At 65.3% G+C, this 16,769-nt stretch carries 9 protein-coding genes and 2 pseudogenes; 3 read left to right on the top strand and 8 right to left on the bottom strand.

The window, feature by feature from the left end; translation table 11 throughout:
• The first annotated feature begins 67 nt into the window (after window positions 1–67).
• Window positions 68–2,650 carry an EAL domain-containing protein gene (locus XI08_RS23770; RefSeq protein WP_271576182.1) on the top strand — a complete coding sequence of 861 codons (2,583 nt, stop codon included), beginning with the start codon at window positions 68–70 and terminating at the stop codon, window positions 2,648–2,650.
• A gap of 90 nt (window positions 2,651–2,740) precedes the next feature.
• On the opposite strand, the gene XI08_RS23765 is transcribed toward XI08_RS23770, so the two are convergent.
• The 4 genes from XI08_RS23765 to XI08_RS23750 form a co-directional block, all read right to left on the bottom strand.
• Window positions 2,741–3,634 (bottom strand): hypothetical protein, encoded by an 894-nt coding sequence (locus XI08_RS23765; protein WP_271576250.1) that lies wholly within the window; start codon window positions 3,632–3,634, stop codon window positions 2,741–2,743.
• Between the two features lie 227 nt (window positions 3,635–3,861).
• Window positions 3,862–4,041, bottom strand: coding sequence for a hypothetical protein (locus tag XI08_RS23760; protein ID WP_271576254.1), 180 nt, complete (start codon window positions 4,039–4,041; stop codon window positions 3,862–3,864).
• A gap of 25 nt (window positions 4,042–4,066) precedes the next feature.
• Window positions 4,067–4,426: a hypothetical protein gene (locus XI08_RS23755; RefSeq protein WP_271576181.1), complete on the bottom strand. Its 360-nt coding sequence runs from the start codon at window positions 4,424–4,426 to the stop codon at window positions 4,067–4,069.
• A gap of 141 nt (window positions 4,427–4,567) precedes the next feature.
• A complete protein-coding gene (locus XI08_RS23750) occupies window positions 4,568–4,999 on the bottom strand; it encodes a hypothetical protein (protein ID WP_271576180.1) in 432 nt (143 codons plus the stop codon).
• 401 nt (window positions 5,000–5,400) lie between these two features.
• Between XI08_RS23750 and XI08_RS23745 the strand changes: the two genes are divergently transcribed.
• On the top strand, window positions 5,401–7,344 hold the full coding sequence (locus XI08_RS23745) for a BTAD domain-containing putative transcriptional regulator (protein WP_271576179.1): 1,944 nt from the start codon (window positions 5,401–5,403) through the stop codon (window positions 7,342–7,344).
• Between the two features lie 3 nt (window positions 7,345–7,347).
• Here XI08_RS23745 and XI08_RS23740 read toward each other — a convergent pair whose 3' ends face one another.
• Entirely contained in the window at window positions 7,348–7,839 is a 492-nt protein-coding gene (locus XI08_RS23740) for an MAPEG family protein (protein WP_271576178.1), read from the bottom strand.
• A 59-nt stretch (window positions 7,840–7,898) separates the two neighbouring features.
• On the opposite strand from XI08_RS23740, the pseudogene XI08_RS23735 reads away from it, so the two are divergent.
• Window positions 7,899–8,114, top strand: a pseudogene (locus XI08_RS23735) (hypothetical protein); the annotation flags it as partial.
• A 122-nt stretch (window positions 8,115–8,236) separates the two neighbouring features.
• Here XI08_RS23735 and XI08_RS23730 read toward each other — a convergent pair.
• The 3 genes and pseudogenes from XI08_RS23730 to XI08_RS23720 form a co-directional block, all read right to left on the bottom strand.
• Window positions 8,237–13,315, bottom strand: coding sequence for a beta strand repeat-containing protein (locus XI08_RS23730; protein WP_271576176.1), 5,079 nt, complete (start codon window positions 13,313–13,315; stop codon window positions 8,237–8,239).
• Window positions 13,266–14,975, bottom strand: a pseudogene (locus XI08_RS23725) (autotransporter outer membrane beta-barrel domain-containing protein); the annotation flags it as partial. The gene XI08_RS23730 and the pseudogene XI08_RS23725, both read right to left, overlap by 50 nt.
• Window positions 14,930–16,624, bottom strand: a complete 1,695-nt coding sequence (locus XI08_RS23720) for a beta strand repeat-containing protein (protein WP_271576174.1) — start codon at window positions 16,622–16,624, stop codon at window positions 14,930–14,932. The pseudogene XI08_RS23725 and the gene XI08_RS23720, both read right to left, overlap by 46 nt.
• Between the last annotated feature and the right edge of the window lie 145 nt (window positions 16,625–16,769).

The raw sequence follows: 16,769 nt of genomic DNA, 5'->3' as shown, positions 1-16,769 counted from the left end.
CTTGGACACCATCGAAGCGCTAGCCTCGATCGATTTCTGCTTCTTCCCGATGACTCCGGGTCCAACGATGTCTGCCTCCGATCGTCTTGTGACAGAAACTCCGGAACTGCTGCTGGCTGCGCTCGAACGCGCCGACGATGGCGTCGTCATTGTCGATGACGCGCAGCGCATCACCCACTTCAACACCGCCGCGGAGCGGATCTGGAAGCTCGCGCGCACCGAGGTGCTCGGTCGCGATGCCGGCCTTCTCACCCTCAAATGCCTCCAGGCCGACGCGGTCACGGATTTCCGCGACGAGATCAGCCTCGTGCGGCGCGACGGCAGCCGCATCAAGGCGGCCATCACGCTGTCCTCCGCGACCATCGATGGCGCGGTCCATCACATCGTGTTCGCCCGCGACGTCACCGCGGAGGCCGAGCGCCGTGCGCGGATCGGGCTTCTCCACGCCGTCTCCGACCAGACCAACCGCGCGGTGATCATCACCGACACCGAGCAGAACATCGTCTACGTCAATTCGGCATTCACGGCGCTGTTCGGCTATGCCAGCGCGGAGGCCGAAGGGCGCCGCGCGGGCGAGCTCATCGCCGGCCGCCACACCGATCGCAAGGCCGTCGCCAAACTCGTCAAGCGTCTGATGCATGGCGGCCGCCGCGGCGAGGCCGAGGTGCTCGCCTACGACAAGGATGGCGAGGAGACCTGGGTCTGCGCCCGGATCGATGCCTTCCGCGACAAGAAGGGCAGGGTCAAGCACATCTTCGCGCTGCTCGAGGACATCACCGAGACCAAGCAGCTGCGCTCGCTCCAGCAGCTCATCATGGGCGCGCTGGCCGATGAGGTTCCGATCGCCGAGATCGCCGACCGACTGTGTCGCCGCGTCGAGGAGATTGCGCCCGACGTGGTCTGCTCGCTGCTTCACGTCGATGCCGCAGGCCTGATCCACCCGCTCGGGGGGCCGAGCCTGCCCGAGGACTATTCCCGCGCACTGGACGGTGTTGCGATCGGCCCCGATGTCGGCTCCTGCGGAACGGCGGCCTATTATGGCGAGCCGGTCCTGGCTGAAGATCTCGACACCGATCCGCGCTGGCAGCCCTACAAGGCGATGCCGCTCGGGATTGGCCTGCGCGCCTGCTGGTCGACCCCAGTCAAGGCCAAGGACGGAAGGGTCATCGCCACCTTCGCCTTCTACTACCGGGAACCACGCGCGCCGAGCAACTGGCACCGGCGCATCGTCGATGCCTGCGTCAACCTCGGTGCGTTTGCGATCGAGCGCAAGGAGGCACGCGCGGAGATCGCGCGGCTCGCCTATCACGACATCCTCACCGGCCTGCCCAACCGTGCGCAGCTGCGGCACCTGATCTCGGCCGCGATCGGCGCCTGTCCGACCGGCAGCCACGTCGCGCTGGCCTTCCTCGACGTCGACCATTTCAAGGACGTCAACGATACGCTCGGTCACGCCGCCGGCGACGAGCTCCTGATCCAGCTCGCGCAGCGGCTGCGCGAGCAGATCGGGCCCGAAGACATCCTGGGCCGGCTCGGCGGCGATGAATTCGTCGTGCTGCTGCCGCATCGCAACGCCGAGAGTGCCGGGCGTGTCGCGACCGGGATCACCGAGGCGCTGGCTGCGCCGTTACGGCTCGGATCCAGGCAGATGCAGATGTCGGCCAGCATCGGCATCAGCCTCTACCCCGATCATGCCACCGACATCGACACGCTGATGCAGCAGGCCGACGCCGCCATGTACATGGCCAAGCAGGCCGGACGTTCGACCCATCGGCTGTTCAGCGCCGAGATGAACGGGTTGACCGAGCAGCGGCTGGCGCTGATCGCGGCGCTGCGCCGTGCCATCGCGGAGGGCGAGCTCACGCTCAGCTACCAGCCGCAGATCCGCAGCTGCGACGGCGCGATCCATGGCCTCGAGGCGCTGGCGCGCTGGCATGATGCCGAACTCGGCGACGTCTCGCCGGCAAAGTTCATTCCGCTTGCCGAGGAATGCGGACTGATCGAGCAGATCGGCCTGTGGTCGGTGCGCGAGGCCTGCCGGCAGATGGCGCGCTGGCGCCGCGCCGGGCTCAACATTCCCTGCGTGTCAGTGAACCTGTCGCCGATCAATTTCCGCAACGTCACGCTGGCGGCGCGGCTGGCCGACATTCTGGCCGAATACGGGCTGCCGCCGGACGCGCTGATGCTGGAGATCACCGAAGGCGCGTTCATGCAGGACAGCGTCGCCGCGATCGAGACGATGAACGCGATCCGCGAGCTCGGCGTCGGGCTCTCGGTGGACGATTTCGGCACCGGCTATTCCAGCCTCAGCCGCCTCGCGCACCTGCCGATCCGCGAGCTCAAGATCGACCGCAGTTTCATGCGCGACATCGAGAAAGACGCCGGCGCGCTCGCGATCGCCACCGCCGTGGTGCGCGTGGGGCAGGGCCTCGGCATGACCGTCGTCGCCGAAGGCGTCGAGACCGAGGCGCAGCGCAAATTGCTGGCCGATCTCGGTTGCGACGTCGTGCAGGGCTTCCTCTACGCGCCCGCGCTCCCCCCGGTCGCGTTCGAGCGCTGGCTGATTGAGCACTGCGCCGAGCAGGCGAGGGCGATGCCGGGCCGGCTCGATGCGGCGGCGGGTCGCGACGCGGTGAAGCGCTCGGCGTAGGGCTAATCGGCCCGCGAAGGCGTGCCACGGAGTCCATGCTCATCTTCCTTGTGATCCATGGAAGCCGCCGGCGGTGCCCGCTCTCAGTCATCAGTTTTGCGGCACGAAACGGCCGAAGGAAGGTAGTCTGAGACAAAGCTTGATGATGAGAGGAAGCGCGAGCACGGGGATGACGCACGCGGCGACATAGCCCTCCGCGAGTGGTGGTAGACCGAAGCTTGCTGCCGCCCACACGAGAGTGACGTTACGGTTTCCGGTCACGAGGCCTATTGTTCCGGCGGTCTGCAGCCCCAGCCTGGCGAAGGTGAGAGTAGCGAGCGCGCACAACCCGAAATTGGCAACGATTGCCGCGACGAGCATCATGTCGAAACGCAGGGCATTGCTGGTCCATTGGGCGCTGATGCCCTGTGAAGTGGCTAGTCCAACGATGATGAGTCCGATAACGGCGATCCCGGTGGCCGCGCGTTGATCGGGCAGAACGGGGGTCAGATGTCGGTGGAACCATATTGCCGGAAAGGCAACCATGCCTGCTGCTCCGATAATGCTGAACAGCCGGATAGCCAGGGCGCCCATATCGAATGCAACTCCAAGTCCGAGCACTGTGGCAAAACACGGAATCGATATTGGCGCGAGGAGGGTCAGTGCGATGGAGACGAGGAGCGCGAGCCGCGGCCGCAAGCCAAGCATCCCCGCAATCGCAGCAGCGCTTCCGACCGGCGGCGCCAGCAGCGAAAGCAGGACACCGGCCCGCAGCGCAGGATCAAGCGGAAGAGAGGACAGCAGAGCGGCGGCAGCCAAAGGAAGTGCCAGGCCAACCCAGACAAGCACCACGGCCATCAGAGGTAAACGAATCCTGGCCTCGGACGGCGCGAGCCCGGCAGTGAGAAACGAGCCGAGTGTCAGGAGGAATGCCGAAAAAGGCAAAAGATCGTAGCCAATATGAGCGAGCGGACTGATCAACAGCCCGGCGCAAAGTGAGATCACCAAGAGCGTCGGTCCTTGTCCGCCAAGCGTAGACAATATTCTGCCAACGTACATATCGGCTCCTCGTTTACGTGCGTGTCGGCGCTGTGCAATCTTCGGATTGCAGGCTCTGATGGCCGGAATGTGCGGTGCATAATTGGCGTGACACCAACCGACACCCGCCGAAGACGGCCGCCGGCGTCAGCGCGCGGCGCCGGCGGAGTTCGCGGTTCTCGCCAGCGCGATGATCAAAACAGTCCGGCGCTCCAATCCAGGCCATCGGTCAGCGTGAGCACGAACACGAAAGCGCAGGCTCCGGCCAGCAGCAGAGCGTGTTTCGCCACGTCGGCGCGGGTGACCGAGACGACGGTCCGGGAAATCGCGTTGATGATTGCTGTCACGTCGGCCTCTCGATCTTTCACATCCAATGAAGCAGCTTCCGTCGCCAGACCGTCAGTCGCCCCAGGCTGCGACGACCAGGGAAGGATCACCTTGCTCGGGTGCCGCGCGCGCAATGAGGGTGCCGCCAATCACGTGAACAACGCCGAATCCCAGAAGGATGAGGACCATCAACTGTGTTTCGCTCAATCGTCCCACGTTCTTGCCCCTTCGCTTGTTCAGCAACTGACGAGCGTGCGTTTTCGTGTCCGGCGATGGCGTCGGGTCGCAAAGGTTGATTTCGACCCGATCGGAACCAAGATGCCGGTAGCGATGAATGACGTCGGTTGCCTCTCGGCGGCGGGATTCGTGTAGTGCAGCGACGATCGTTGATGCCAGGGAACTCCGAGGTGGCGCGGGCACGTCGATCTTCATGGCTATTCTCCTGATGCTGCGCGGCATGGCGCAGGTGGGTGCGTGCGTGCGCCGGGCCCGCCTGAGACGATTGAGACCTGCATCGAAATCTGCCGCCGCGCTTGCTGGCTTGGCCACTACTGCGGCGTTCGCCCGGTTCGCTTACGTCGATCCCGGGGTGGGCCGCGAAAATGGCGACGATTGCTGGTCGCATCCGGCTGGGCTGCGCGTGAGCAGGACCGGCTCCCAGAAGAATCGGGTGGTTTCGCACGTCGCCTCGTGCAGGCAAATCCCGATATCTCTGAGGTATTCGGGCTTGTGCCTGAGGTCGGCAAGCAGCTCCGCCCTGAAGCGCGCGCGCTGGTACCAGGTGACGAACAGCGTGAGGAGCGCCAAACCGCGCAGATGAAAATCCTTTGCGGGGGGAATGGTGTCGGAGATGCGCACTTGGGACTTTGCCCGCAGCGCATTCGCGGCCTCGGGAAACGACGCGCGACGACTGGGCCTGGCAGCTTCATCCCAGTCGAGAATTTGATCGTCCAGATGGGTCAATGCGATCTCCTGTTTGATGGCCGTTTTGACGCCGGAGTCCATCAGTCGCCTCCGAAAAGGAGCGGTGTGACCGGAGGTGCCGAGTCCGAAGCCGCCCCGGCATGCGGAGCGGCAAAGGCCGTCAGTGCGACGTCGATCCCCGCAAGGACCATGAAAAGAACGGCGATCGCTGCGAGGAGGTGACGCGCGCACATGACTGCTTTCCGGATGAAATTGCCGAGCGCCGTTTCACCAATCGGCATCCCGTCGCAATGGGATCAGAACCTGCAGCCGTCTTCGCTGGCGTTATTCAATCGTCATTGGCGCGTTAATAATGTTCGCAAGGCTGGCAATTGCTGTAGAGTGTATACCCAACGGGTGCGTGTGATTGAATCGGAGGCGGCGTGGTCAGAGCTACATCTGCGGCGTGCCCAAACTTTAATCTCTCGCTTCTGGGGCGTTTCGTGCTGACGGGGCCGGATGGTGCCGTCAGCCTGCCGAACAAGAAGCTCGCGGGGTTGCTGGCCTTTCTGGCCTGCATGGCTCCTGACTCGCAGTCGCGCGAAAAACTCTCGACCTTGCTGTGGGGATCTCACCTCGATGCGCAAGCGAAGCAAAATCTGCGACAAGCGCTCTTCAAGCTGCGTCAAATCCTGGGTCAGGATGCGCTGAAGAGCGATGGCGAACTCGTATCGCTGAATGCCGCTGTGATCGCCTGCGATGTGAGCCGATTTGAGGAGCTTGTCCAAGACGGCAGCCGCGATGCATTGAGTGCGGCGGCGGACCTCTATCGCGGGCGCCTGGCTGACGACGTCAGCGTCGGCGAAGAAAGCTGGAGCGAATGGGTCGCCGGCGAACGCGAGCGGTTATCGGAGCTCGCTCTGGGCGCGATGGTGACCCTCGGTGGGCATGAGCTGTCCGAGGGGCGTGCGGAGCAAGCCCTGCGAACCGGCCAGCGCGCCAATGCACTCAATAACCTGCGCGAAGATTCGCATCGCCTGATCATGCGCGCTTTGTCCGCAACGGGACGTAACGCCGAGGCGCTCAAATACTATCGGGACGTCGTTGCTTTGCTGAAGCGCGAGTTGAGCACCGAGCCGGATCTGGCAACCAGGTCGCTGGCCGCGGAACTGCGCAGCAATCACGCGCAGAACGTCGCGCCGGCTGCAGGTGAGGTCGCGCCGGAGGCCTCACCCCCGCTGGCGCTCGTCATGCACGACGAGAAGCCGTCCCTGGTGGTTCTGCCGTTCAGCAACATGAGCGGTGACCCCGAGCAGGACTATTTCGCCGACGGCGTCACCGCGGACATCATCACGGCCCTGTCGCGCTTTCGCGCCCTTGTGGTGATTGCACGCGGGACGAGCTTTGCCCTCCGGGACAAGGGAATGACCAGCCAGCAAATTGCGCAACAACTCGGTGTCCAATACGTCTTGAGCGGCCAAATACGCAAGGCCGGCAACCGCATTCGCGTGTCAGCCGAGCTGACCCATAGCGGCAGTGAGGCTCAGGTCTGGTCCGATCGCTATGACCGCCCACTGACCGACATCTTCGATCTGCAGGATGACGTCAGCAGCAGCGTCGCTGCGGTCGTCGATCCCGCCGTTCGTAGCGCCGAGATCGAACGAGCACGTCGCAAGCAGCCAACCAATCTTTCCGCGTACGATCTCTACCTGCGTGCCCTTCACCACCTCTGGGGCGGCACCCGTGAGGATATCACCAAGGCGATCGACCTGCTTCGACAGTCTCTCAGCCTTGATGAGGCGCGCTCGCCGACGCTCGCGGCGCTCGCTTGGGGACTCGTCATGGCTTCGCCGCTTGGCGCACGCACGTCGCCGGACGCCACGACCGAGGCGCTAAGTCTGGCGCGCCGCGCCGTCGAGCAGGACGGTACGGACGCTTTTGCCCATGCCGTCTATGGCTTCACGCTCTTTGGGCCCGCCGGCGACAACGATCAGGGGCGTATTCACGCCATCGAGGCCGTGAGGCTCAATCCCAGTTCGGCCTTCGCGTGGGGTACGCTCGGAATGATCGATAGCATGGCAGGCGACTACGAGAACGCACTCGCATGCCTTCATCGTTCTCTCGTCCTCAGTCCCTACGACAGTATGCTGCATTTGTGGATGACAGGATTGACGGCGTCTTGCTTTGCGCTCGGGCGCCATGAGGATGGCATCGCCTGGGCACGCAAGTCGGTTCAGCACAATCCGGGCAATGGCACCGGCCATCGTATGTTGGCGGCCAATCTGGTCGCCGCCGGCCGCCTGGAAGAAGCTCGCGAGATCACGCGGCGTCGCGATGCAACACAAAAGACAACGATCCGCGATCTGCGCGCCATGCGCTTCTTCAAGCAAGACGATGCTCTCGCACGCTATCTTGCGGCCCAGCAGGTTGCCGGTGTGGCCGATTGAGCGTCAAGCGCCGAGTGCAACGAGAAGCGTGCGACCGGTCATGAAGATGAGGATGAGCGAACCGACCGTCCACAGCGTCGCGCGAACTTCGTGGATTTGCCCGGTGAGATAGGCCAGAAAATGCAGCAGGCGTGAGGCAACGTAGCCGTAGAGAAGCCACTGCGCGAGCAGCAGCGACGGCTGTGTGAGGATATAGAGCAGGCCCGCGACCAGGAAGTACGGCAAGCTCTCGAGGTCGTTCATCTGGATCCGGCGGATCCGCTCGACACGTTCGTTGGGAAGAAGCTGCGCTGGATCTGGCGCGGGATTCATCGGGGTCTTCTTGATATCCTCCGGCGAACGGTAGCCCCCCTTGGCTTGCACCATCCGGATCACGGTCAGCCATGACATCGCCACCGCCTTCATGATCATCAGGGTGGCGGCAACGGCATAGGTGGCGAAAAGGGGATCGTGAAGACTCATTCGGTCCAATCTGGCCCCCTCTGACGTTTCCACGTGACATGCGCGACCGCGTCGCCAGCAAGCAAAGGACGTCACCAGTCCGCGTATAGCCCGGCGCGCTCGCGAACGCCACCGCCGTGGTGCGCGTCGGGCAGGGTCAATTGCCGGCGGAGCTCGGCTGCGACGTCGTGCAGGGCTTCCTCTATGCCCCCGCGCTTCACCCGGTCGCATTCGAGCGCTGGCTGATCGAGCACTGCGCCGAGCAGGCGAAGGCGATGCTTGGGCGGCTCGATGTTGCGCCGGCGGTTGCGGTGAAGCGGTCGGCGTAGGGCGTGTACCTCGCAATACCGATCTGCCCGAAGCGCGTGCCACGTGCGCTCTGTCCCTGGGAGCGGACAAGGGCAACTCGCCTTAACGAGGGAGCTATGGGCCACAGCCGGAAGTCATTCGCTTACCACGTATAGCGCATGACACCCTTGCCGGCGTAGGAGCGGGTCACCTGCGAGAACTCGCCCTCGAAGGTGGCGGCGAGCGAGATGCCGCTGATGAAGGTCATCTCGGCCGAGGCGGTGGTCAGTGCGGCGTCGCGCGCTGCTGCCGCGCCGTTGACGACAAAGCTTGCGCCGGGCAGGGCGATGAACGTCGCCGATGCGGCGCGGTCGGTGTTGAAGTCGTGCGCCCAGGCGGCACGGCCACGCAGCGTCAGCATGGCATCGCCGACCGCATAGGATTTGTCGGTGCGCAGGCCGAGTTCGCTGCGGGTGTCGGTCACGGTCTTGCCGGCGTAGCTGAGCGCGAAGGCGTTGCTGCCGGCGACGGCGGTTTCGGCATAAGCGGGCAGCGCGATGGCGGTGACCTGGGCGGCGGCGTAGGGTGTCAGACCGAGCCCGCCGAGCCACGAGGTCACGGTGCGATTGCCGGCTTCAAAGCGCCCCGAGAACGTGTTGGCATTAAAGTGCGCCTGCAACTGATCCGCGATGACCTTGCGGTTGGTGGTGACGTCCTGCCAGCCGTAGGCCAGCGCACCCGACAGATAGGTCGCGCCGATGGTGTGGCGCACGAAGCCGCCGGCCTGGAACAGGTCGGAGCGCCCGGAGCCGCCATTGGCGACGCTGAAACTGGTGCTGCCGCCGGCCATCGCGAAACCGGCGACGGTATCAGGTGCAAAGCGAAAGTCGACGCCGGCGGCGACGCCGCCGATACGGCTGCTTGAGGTGTTCGAACCGGCGGCTGCGTTGCCATCGGTGGTCTGCGAACCGCCGAAGCCCGAGGCCCACACGCTCCAGCGCGGATCGTAGGTCCGGGCCGCGGGCGCCTTGCTGAACATCGCATAGGCGTCGCGCGCCGCGCGGCTCTTCGCCGTCGAGGCATAGCTGTTCGCGCTGCTGTCATCGGCGAACGACGATGCGCCCGGCGCATCGAAGCCGCGGCCGAACGTAAATGGATCCGTCATCATGCCCATGAACTGCGTCATGGCGTTGAAGGTCGTCTGTTGCCCGCCGGTCGCGGTCTCGCCGGAGGCCTGCGTGAGCCCCGCCTGTGTCAGCCCGCCATAGACCAGCGGAATGCCGCCATTGCGGTTGAAGTAATTCACCAGCGCGTTGCCGACGCCGGACTGGTTGCCGCTGAGACCGGTGTTGGGCGGCGCGATAAAGGCCAGCGCGAGGTCGAGATAGGCATTGTTGGCGTCATAGCTCAGGCTGGTCTTGAAGCCTGACGGCAGATTGGTGTTGACGAAAGTTCCGAACGTGCTGCCGCCGAGGCCGCTGGTGGCGTTAACGATGGTGTATTGCTTCGCGACATAGCTGCCAGCCGCGAAGCTCGCATTCACGGTGGCGCCGCCAAGGTTAGCAGTGCCCGTCACGTTGACGCGATCGGCATTGGCCGGCGAGACCTCGATCATGTAGTGCGATGCCGCCGTAAGCAGGAGATTGCCCTGCACGGTCAGCAGCCCGATCGAATTGCCCGGCGCCAGCGTGCCGCCATTGATGGTGGTGTTGCCGACGATGCCGGTGCCACCCAGCGTGCCGCCGCTGTTCACCGTTACGCCGCTCGACGCGGTGATCGAGCCGTTCACCGCCAGCCTGCCGCCATCGACGCTGGTAGCGCCGGTATAGGTGTTCGCGCCAGACAGCGTCAGCGTGCCGGCGCCGGTCTTGGTCAGCGAGCCGGTGCCGGTAACAGCGCCGGCATAGTTCGTGTCGGTCGCCTGATTGATCGCGAGCGCTGCCGCTCCCAAGGCGACGGTGCCGCCCGTGCCTGACAGCGACGACATGGTGAGATTGAAACCGTTGAGATCGAGCGTGCCGCCATTCACCGCATAGGCGGTATTGCCCGCGAATGCCCCGGCGGTGCCCGCCCGCAATGTGCCGGCCTCGACGGTGGTGGCGCCGGTATAGGTGTTGACGCCCGACAGTGTCAGCATGCCGCTGCCGGCCTTGACGAGCGCGCCGGTGCCGCCGATCGCCTGGGAGACCGTCGTGTTGAATCCGTTGGTGTCGAACGTGCCGCCGCCCGCGTTCAGTGTGATGGCGCGGGTGTTGGCCAGATCGAAGCTCGCGCCGAACTGCAGCGTACCGCCGCTGAACGTCAGGCCGCCGGTATTGGCGCCGAGGTTGTTGTCGGCCGAGATCGCCAGCGCGCCGGCATTGATCGTCGTGCCGCCGGTGTAAGTGTTCGCGCCCGACAGCGTCAGCGTACCGCTGCCGGTCTTGGTCAGCGAGCCGCCGGTGCCGCTAAAGAAACCGCCGTCCTGGATGACGCCGGAAAACGTGGTCGAGAGATTGTTGCCGCCGACCGCCAGGTTTTTTGAGCCCAGAAAAACGCTGCCGGCGCCCTCGATCGAGCCGGCCGTGGTGCCGCCGGTCGTGAGCCCTGAAATGTCGAGAAGGCCGGTGCCGTTCAGGATGAACCGCGCGGCTCCACCGCTGGCGCCACCAGTTATGATGCTGCCGCCGCCGCCGTTGGTGGTGATGGTGGCGCTGCCGGCCGTGCTGGTGGCGCTAAAGTCCAGGAAGCCGCTGTTGATGATGGTGGCGCTGCCGGCCGTGCTGCTGCCGAAGAACTCCAGGGTGCGGTTGTTGGTGATGCTGGCGCTGCCGGCCCTGCTACTGTCGAAGAAGTCCAGGAAGCCGTTGTTGGTGATGCTGGCGCTGCCGGCCGTGCTGCTGTCGTTGAAGGCCAGGCTGTTGGTGATGGTGTTGGTGATGGTGGCGCTGCCGGCCGTGCTGGCGTCGTGGAAGGCCAGGGTGTCGTTGTTGGTGATGCTGGCGCTGCCGGCCGTGCCGGTGCCTTCGAATATCAGAAAACGGTTGTTGGTGATGCTGGACGACGCGATCGAGCCGCTCACCGCCAGCACGCCGCCATCGACGGTGGTAGCGCCGGTGTAGGTGTTCGCGCCAGACAGCGTCAGCGTGCCGGCGCCGGTCTTGGTCAGCGAGCCGGTGCCGGTAACAGCGCCGGCATAGTTCGTGTCGGTCGCCTGATTGATCGCGAGCGCTGCCGCTCCCAAGGCGACGGTGCCGCCGGTGCCTGACAGCGACGACATGGTGAGATTGAAACCGTTGAGATCGAGCGTGCCGCCATTCACCGCATAGGCGGTATTGCCCACGAACGCCCCGGCGGCGCCCGCCCGCAATGTGCCGGCCTCGACCGTGGTGCCGCCGGTATTGGTGTTGACGCCCGACAGCGTGAGCGTGCCGCTGCCGGTCTTGGTCAGCGAGCCGCCGGTGCCGCCAGAGAAACCGCCGTCCTGGATGACGCCGGAAAACGTGGTCGAAAGGTTGTTGCCGCCGACCGCCAGGTTCTTCGAGCCCAGAAAAACGTTGCCGGCGCCCTCGATCGAGCCGGCCGTGGTGCCGCCGGTCGTGAGCCCTGAAATGTCGAGAAGGCCGGTGCCGTTCAGGATGAACCGCGCGGTTCCACCGCTGGCGCTATCAAATAGGAAGCTGCGGCCGCCGCTATTGGTGGTGATGCTGGCGCTGCCGGCCGTGCTGGTGGCGTTGAAAAACAGGCTGCCGCCGCTGTCGTTGGTGATGGTGGCGTTGCCGGCCGTGCTGGTGGCGAAGAAATTCACGAAGCCGTTGTTGCTGATGCTGGCGCTGCCGGCCGTGCTGGTGTCGAAGAAGTCCACGCCGTTGGTGTTGGTGATGCTGGCGCTGCCGGCCGTGCTGCTGTTGTTGAAGGCCAGGAGGCCGATGTTGGTGATGCTGGCGCTGCCGGCCGTGCTGGTGGCGAGGAACCGCAGGAGGCTGTTGTTGGTGATGCTGGACGACGCGATCGAGCCGCTCACCGCCAGCTCGCCGGCATCGACGGTGGTAGCGCCGGTGTAGGTGTTCGCGCCCGACAGCGTCAGCGTGCCGGCGCCGGTCTTGGTCAGCGAGCCGGTGCCGGTAACAGCGCCGGCATAGCTCGTGTCGGTCGCCTGATCGATCGTGAGCGCGGCCGCTCCCAAGGCGACGGTGCCGCCGGTGCCTGACAGCGACGACATGGTGAGATTGAAACCGTTGAGATCGAGCGTGCCGCCATTCACCGCATAGGCGGTATTGCCCACGAACGCCCCGGCGGCGCCCGCCCGCAATGTGCCGGCCTCGACCGTGGTGGCGCCGGTATAGGTGTTGACGCCCGACAGCGTCAGCGTGCCGCTGCCGGTCTTGGTCAGCGAGCCGCCGAGGCCGGAGTCCTGGATGACGCCGGAAAACGTGGTCGAAAGGTTGTTGCCGCCGACCGCCAGGTTCTTCGAGCCCAGAAAAACGTTGCCGGCGCCCTCGATCGAGCCGGCCGTGGTGCCGCCGGTCGTGAGCTGTGAAATGTCGAGAGCGCCGTTGCCGTTCAGGATGAACCGCGCGGTTCCACCGCTGGCGCCACCAATTAGGATGCTGATGCCGCCGCCGCTGTTGTTGGTGATGGTGGCGTTGCCGGCCGTGCTGCTGTCGGCGAAGATCAGTGAGAAGTTGTTGGTGATGCTGGCGCTACCGGCCGTGCTGCTGCCGAAGAAGGCCACGCCCCCGGTGTTGTTGTTGGCGATGGTGGCGCTGCCGGCCGTGCTGGTGTCGAAGAATTGCAGAGTGCCAATGCTGGTGATGCTGGCGTTGCCCGCCGTGCTGCTGCCGAAGAAGCCCAGGGTGTCGTTGTTGGTGATGCTGGTGCTGCCACCGTTGATCACGATGCCGGCGCCGGTGAAACTGAGCGACTGGCTGTTGCTGAAGCTATAGTTCGACGCGCCCGCGTTGAACGTCCAGCCGCCGACGCTCGTTGAGCCGGCCGAGAATGACAGGTTAGTGACGCCGGATGTGCCGAAGAAGGCGGTGCCGGTCGGCACCGCGCCCGGGGCCCAGTTGGCGGCGGTGTTGAAGTCGCCGGTGCCGGGACTGGCGAGCCAGGTCGCGTCCTGCGCACGCGCCGGTCGGCCTGTCGCCACCGCCAACGCCACCACGGCCAAGCCCGTCGACGCCAACAGCGCCCGGCGCAGGTTCAGATATTCACCACGCATATCGCACCACACCCTTGCCGGCGTAGCTGCGGGTGACATTGGAAAACTCGCCTTCGAAGGTTGCCGCCGCCGACCAGCCGTTGATCCATTTCATCTCGGCGGACGCCGTGGTGAGCGCGGAGTCGCTCGCCTGCCGCGCGCCGTTGACGACGAAGCTCGCGCCGGGCAGCGCCTGGAAGGTGGTGCCGATGGTGCGGTCCGGGTTGAAGTCGTGCGCCCAGGCGGCGCGGCCGCGCAAGGTGAGGATGGCGTTCTGCACGGCATAGGATTTGTCGGCGCGCAGGCCGAGTTCGCTGCGGGTGTCGGTGACGCTCTTCGAGCCATAGGCCAGCGCGAAGGTATTGGCACCGGAGATCGCCTGTTCGGCATAGGCGGGCAGGTCGAAGGTGGTGAATTGGCCCGCGGCATAGGGCGTGATGCCGATGCCTCCCACCCACGGCGCGACAAAGCGATAGCCGCCTTCGACGCGGCCGGAATACGCATTGGCGTTGAAGCGGGCGCGGAGCTGATCGATGCCGGCGACGGTTACGGTGCGATCGGTCGTGACGTCCTGCCAGCCATAAGCCAGCGCACCGGAGATATATGCCGGGCCGACATTGTGCCGCACGAACGCGCCGGCCTGGAACAGGTCGGATCGGCCGCTGCCGCCACCCGTCACGCTGAAATTGGTGCCGCCGCCGGCGAGCGCGAAGCCGGCAATGGTGTTGGGCGAGAAGCGGTAGTCGGCGCCGACCGCGGTGCCGAACAGGCGGCTCGTGGTGGCGTTCGATCCGAGCACCGCATTGCCATCCGTGGTCTGCGAACCGCCGAAGCCCGCCGCCCACACGCTCCAGCGCGGATCGTAGGTTTGCGCCAGCGGCGCCTTGGTGAGCATCGCGTAGGCATCGCGCTCGCTCCGCGAACGGCCCTCCCCCTTCGATGCGTAAGCGAGGCTTTCCCCGGCATAGGCATTCGGCGCTCCGCCCGCACCGACGCCATCGCCACGGCCCGCGAGGAACGGATCGGTCATTACACCCATGAACTGGTTCATGGCGTTGAACGTGGTCTGCTGCGATCCGGTCGCGGTCTCGCCGGAGGCCTGCGATAGCGCATTGAGCAGGCCGCCACCCGACAGCGCGAACAGCGCATTGAAGCCGGCCGGCAGGCTGCCGCCCGCGAGCAAGGCGTTGTCGATTCCCGCCGCGACGTTCCTCTGGTTGAGGGTGGCGGCGCCGGGCAGGATCGGCGACAGCAGGCCGGGATCCAGCGTCAGCAAAACGTTGCCGCCGATGTAGCTCAGTCGCGCGTTGCGGGCGAAGCCGGGCGTGCTGACGGTGGCGAGGGTGGCCGAGCTGAAGGCGCCCGTCGTGCCGGCCGAGGTCAGGATGGTGTAGGTGGTCGTTGCGGACAGACGCGTCAGCGGATCCACCACGACCGTGCCGGCGAGCGTCGCGGTGCCGGTGACCACCGTCTTGTCGGCGCTGGTGCCGGACACCTGCACCAGATAGGCCGAGGCCGCGGTCAGCGTCAGGCTCCCGCTGACCGAGAGCGTGCCGATCGAATTGCCCGGTGCCAGCGCGCCGCCGTTGATCACCGTGTTGCCGACGATGCCATTGCCGCCGAGCGTACCGCCGGCATTTACCGTCAGCAGGCTGGACGACGCGATCGAGCCGTTCACCGCCAGCCTGCCGCCATCGACGCTGGTAGCGCCGGTATAGGTGTTGAGCCCGACAACGTCAGCGTGCCGGTGCCGGTCTTGATCAGCGATGTCCCGGTGGCAATCCCGGTGCCGGTGAGCACGCCGGTGACGTTGGTCGACAGATTGTTGCCGCCAACGGTCAGTTCTGTGCCGTTGAGGTCGAAGCGGCCATTGCCGGCGAGCGAGCCGGCGCTGATCCTGCCGTCGCTGGCCGGGCCGGGGGTGAAAAAGTTGATAACGGCGCCGGGCGCGGTGTTGATCAGCTGCGCGTTGCCGGCCGTCGAGTTTCCGTCGAACAGCACGTTGCCGCTGTTGCTTATGGTGGCGTTGCCGGCCGTGGTGTTGGTGTCGAACGTCAACTGGCTGGTGTTGGTGATGGTGGCGCTGCCCGCCGTGCTGTTGGCGGTGAAGCGTAGGTCGCTATTGTTGGTGATGGTAGCGCTGCTCGCCGTGCTATTGTCGGCGAACGGTAATTGGGCGTTATTGGTGATGGTGGCGTTCTCGGCGGAACTGGTGTCTTTGAAATTCACGCCGCCGAAGTTGTTGTTGATGATTCTGGCGCTGCCGGCCTTGCTGCTGCCGGTGAAACTGACGCCGCCGGTGTTGGCGATGCTGGCGCTGCCGGCCGTGCTGGAGTCATTGAATTGCATGGTATCGGAGCTGGTGATACTGGCGCTGCCGGCCGAGCTGCTATTGTTGAAAATCACGTTGCCGCTGCTGGTGATGGTGGCAGCCCCGGCCGTGGTGGTGGTGTAGAAATTCAGATTGCCGTTGCTGGTGATGCTGGCGCTGCCGGCCGTGCTGGTGCCGAGGAAAGTGATCTCGCCGTAGTTGTTGACGATGCTGGCGCGGCCGGCCGTGCTGGTGGCTGAGAAATTCAGGTAGCCGTTGTTGGTGATGGTGGCGTTGCCGGCCGTGCTGGTGGCGCCGAAAGATACGTAGTTGCCGCTGTTGTTGGTGATGGTGGCGTTGCCAGCCGTGCTGGCGTTGTCGAAAATCAGGCTGCCGCCGTTGGTGGTGGTGAGGGTGGCGCTGCCGGCCGTGCTGGTGGCGTTAAAATGCACTTCGGCGTGGTTGTTGGCGGTGATGGTGGCGCTGCCGGCCGTGCTGGTGTTGTTGAAATACACATTGTTGAACCCGCCGTCGGTGAGAATGGTGGCGCTGCCGGCCGTGCTGGCGTCGTTGAAAAATACGGGGCCGTTGCGGTTGGTGATGGTGGCGGTGCCGGCCGTGCTGTTGTTGTTGAAAATCAGTCTGCCGCCGCCAAAACTGCTGCCGGTGGTGTTGGTGATGGCGGCGCTGCCGGCCGTGCTGTTGTTGTTGAAAGTCAGGCTGCCGAGGTTGTCGTTGGTGATGGCGACGCTGCCGCCCTGGATGTCTATGCCGGCGCCGGTGAAACTGAGCGACTGGCCGGAGTTCGTGAAGCTGTAGGCCGAAGACAAGGTGTTGAAGGTCCAGCCGCCCACCGTGGTGACACTCGAGAGCGATAGCGCGGTCATGCTCGAGGTGCCGAAGAACGCCGTGCCGGTCGGCACCGCGGCCGGGGTCCAATTGGCGGCGGTGTTGAAGTCGCCGCTGCCGGGCGCGGAGTTCCATGTCGCGTTCTGCGCCGCCGCCGGCAACGCCGATGCCAGGCACAGCGCCGACGACGCCAGCAAAACGGTCCGCAACCGGCGGACAGTGTCCGTTGGCCTTCTAGAGTTCCCCGACGCCATAGCCCCTCGTCCCGTGCTGCGAGTTCCGCGGCAACGGCCCCATTAATGTTGTCGCCAAGGGTGCCCCGCAGGCAGTGTCAGTGTCCTGACGCGGGGCGGG

This window comes from Bradyrhizobium sp. CCBAU 11361 (assembly GCF_028128935.1).
GTDB classification, from domain to species: domain Bacteria; phylum Pseudomonadota; class Alphaproteobacteria; order Rhizobiales; family Xanthobacteraceae; genus Bradyrhizobium; species Bradyrhizobium niftali.
Note: the sequence above shows the minus strand (reverse complement) of the source record. Positions and strands in the feature narration are given on the sequence as shown.

Excerpts from the sequence above, each read along its gene's own strand:
- XI08_RS23730 (WP_271576176.1), bottom strand. The coding sequence starts at position 13,315 with ATGTCACCCGCAGCTACGCCGGCAAGGGTGTGGTGCGATATGCGTGGT.
- XI08_RS23750 (WP_271576180.1), bottom strand. The coding sequence starts at position 4,999 with ATGGACTCCGGCGTCAAAACGGCCATCAAACAGGAGATCGCATTGACC.
- XI08_RS23770 (WP_271576182.1), top strand. The coding sequence starts at position 68 with ATGTCTGCCTCCGATCGTCTTGTGACAGAAACTCCGGAACTGCTGCTG.
- XI08_RS23755 (WP_271576181.1), bottom strand. The coding sequence starts at position 4,426 with ATGAAGATCGACGTGCCCGCGCCACCTCGGAGTTCCCTGGCATCAACG.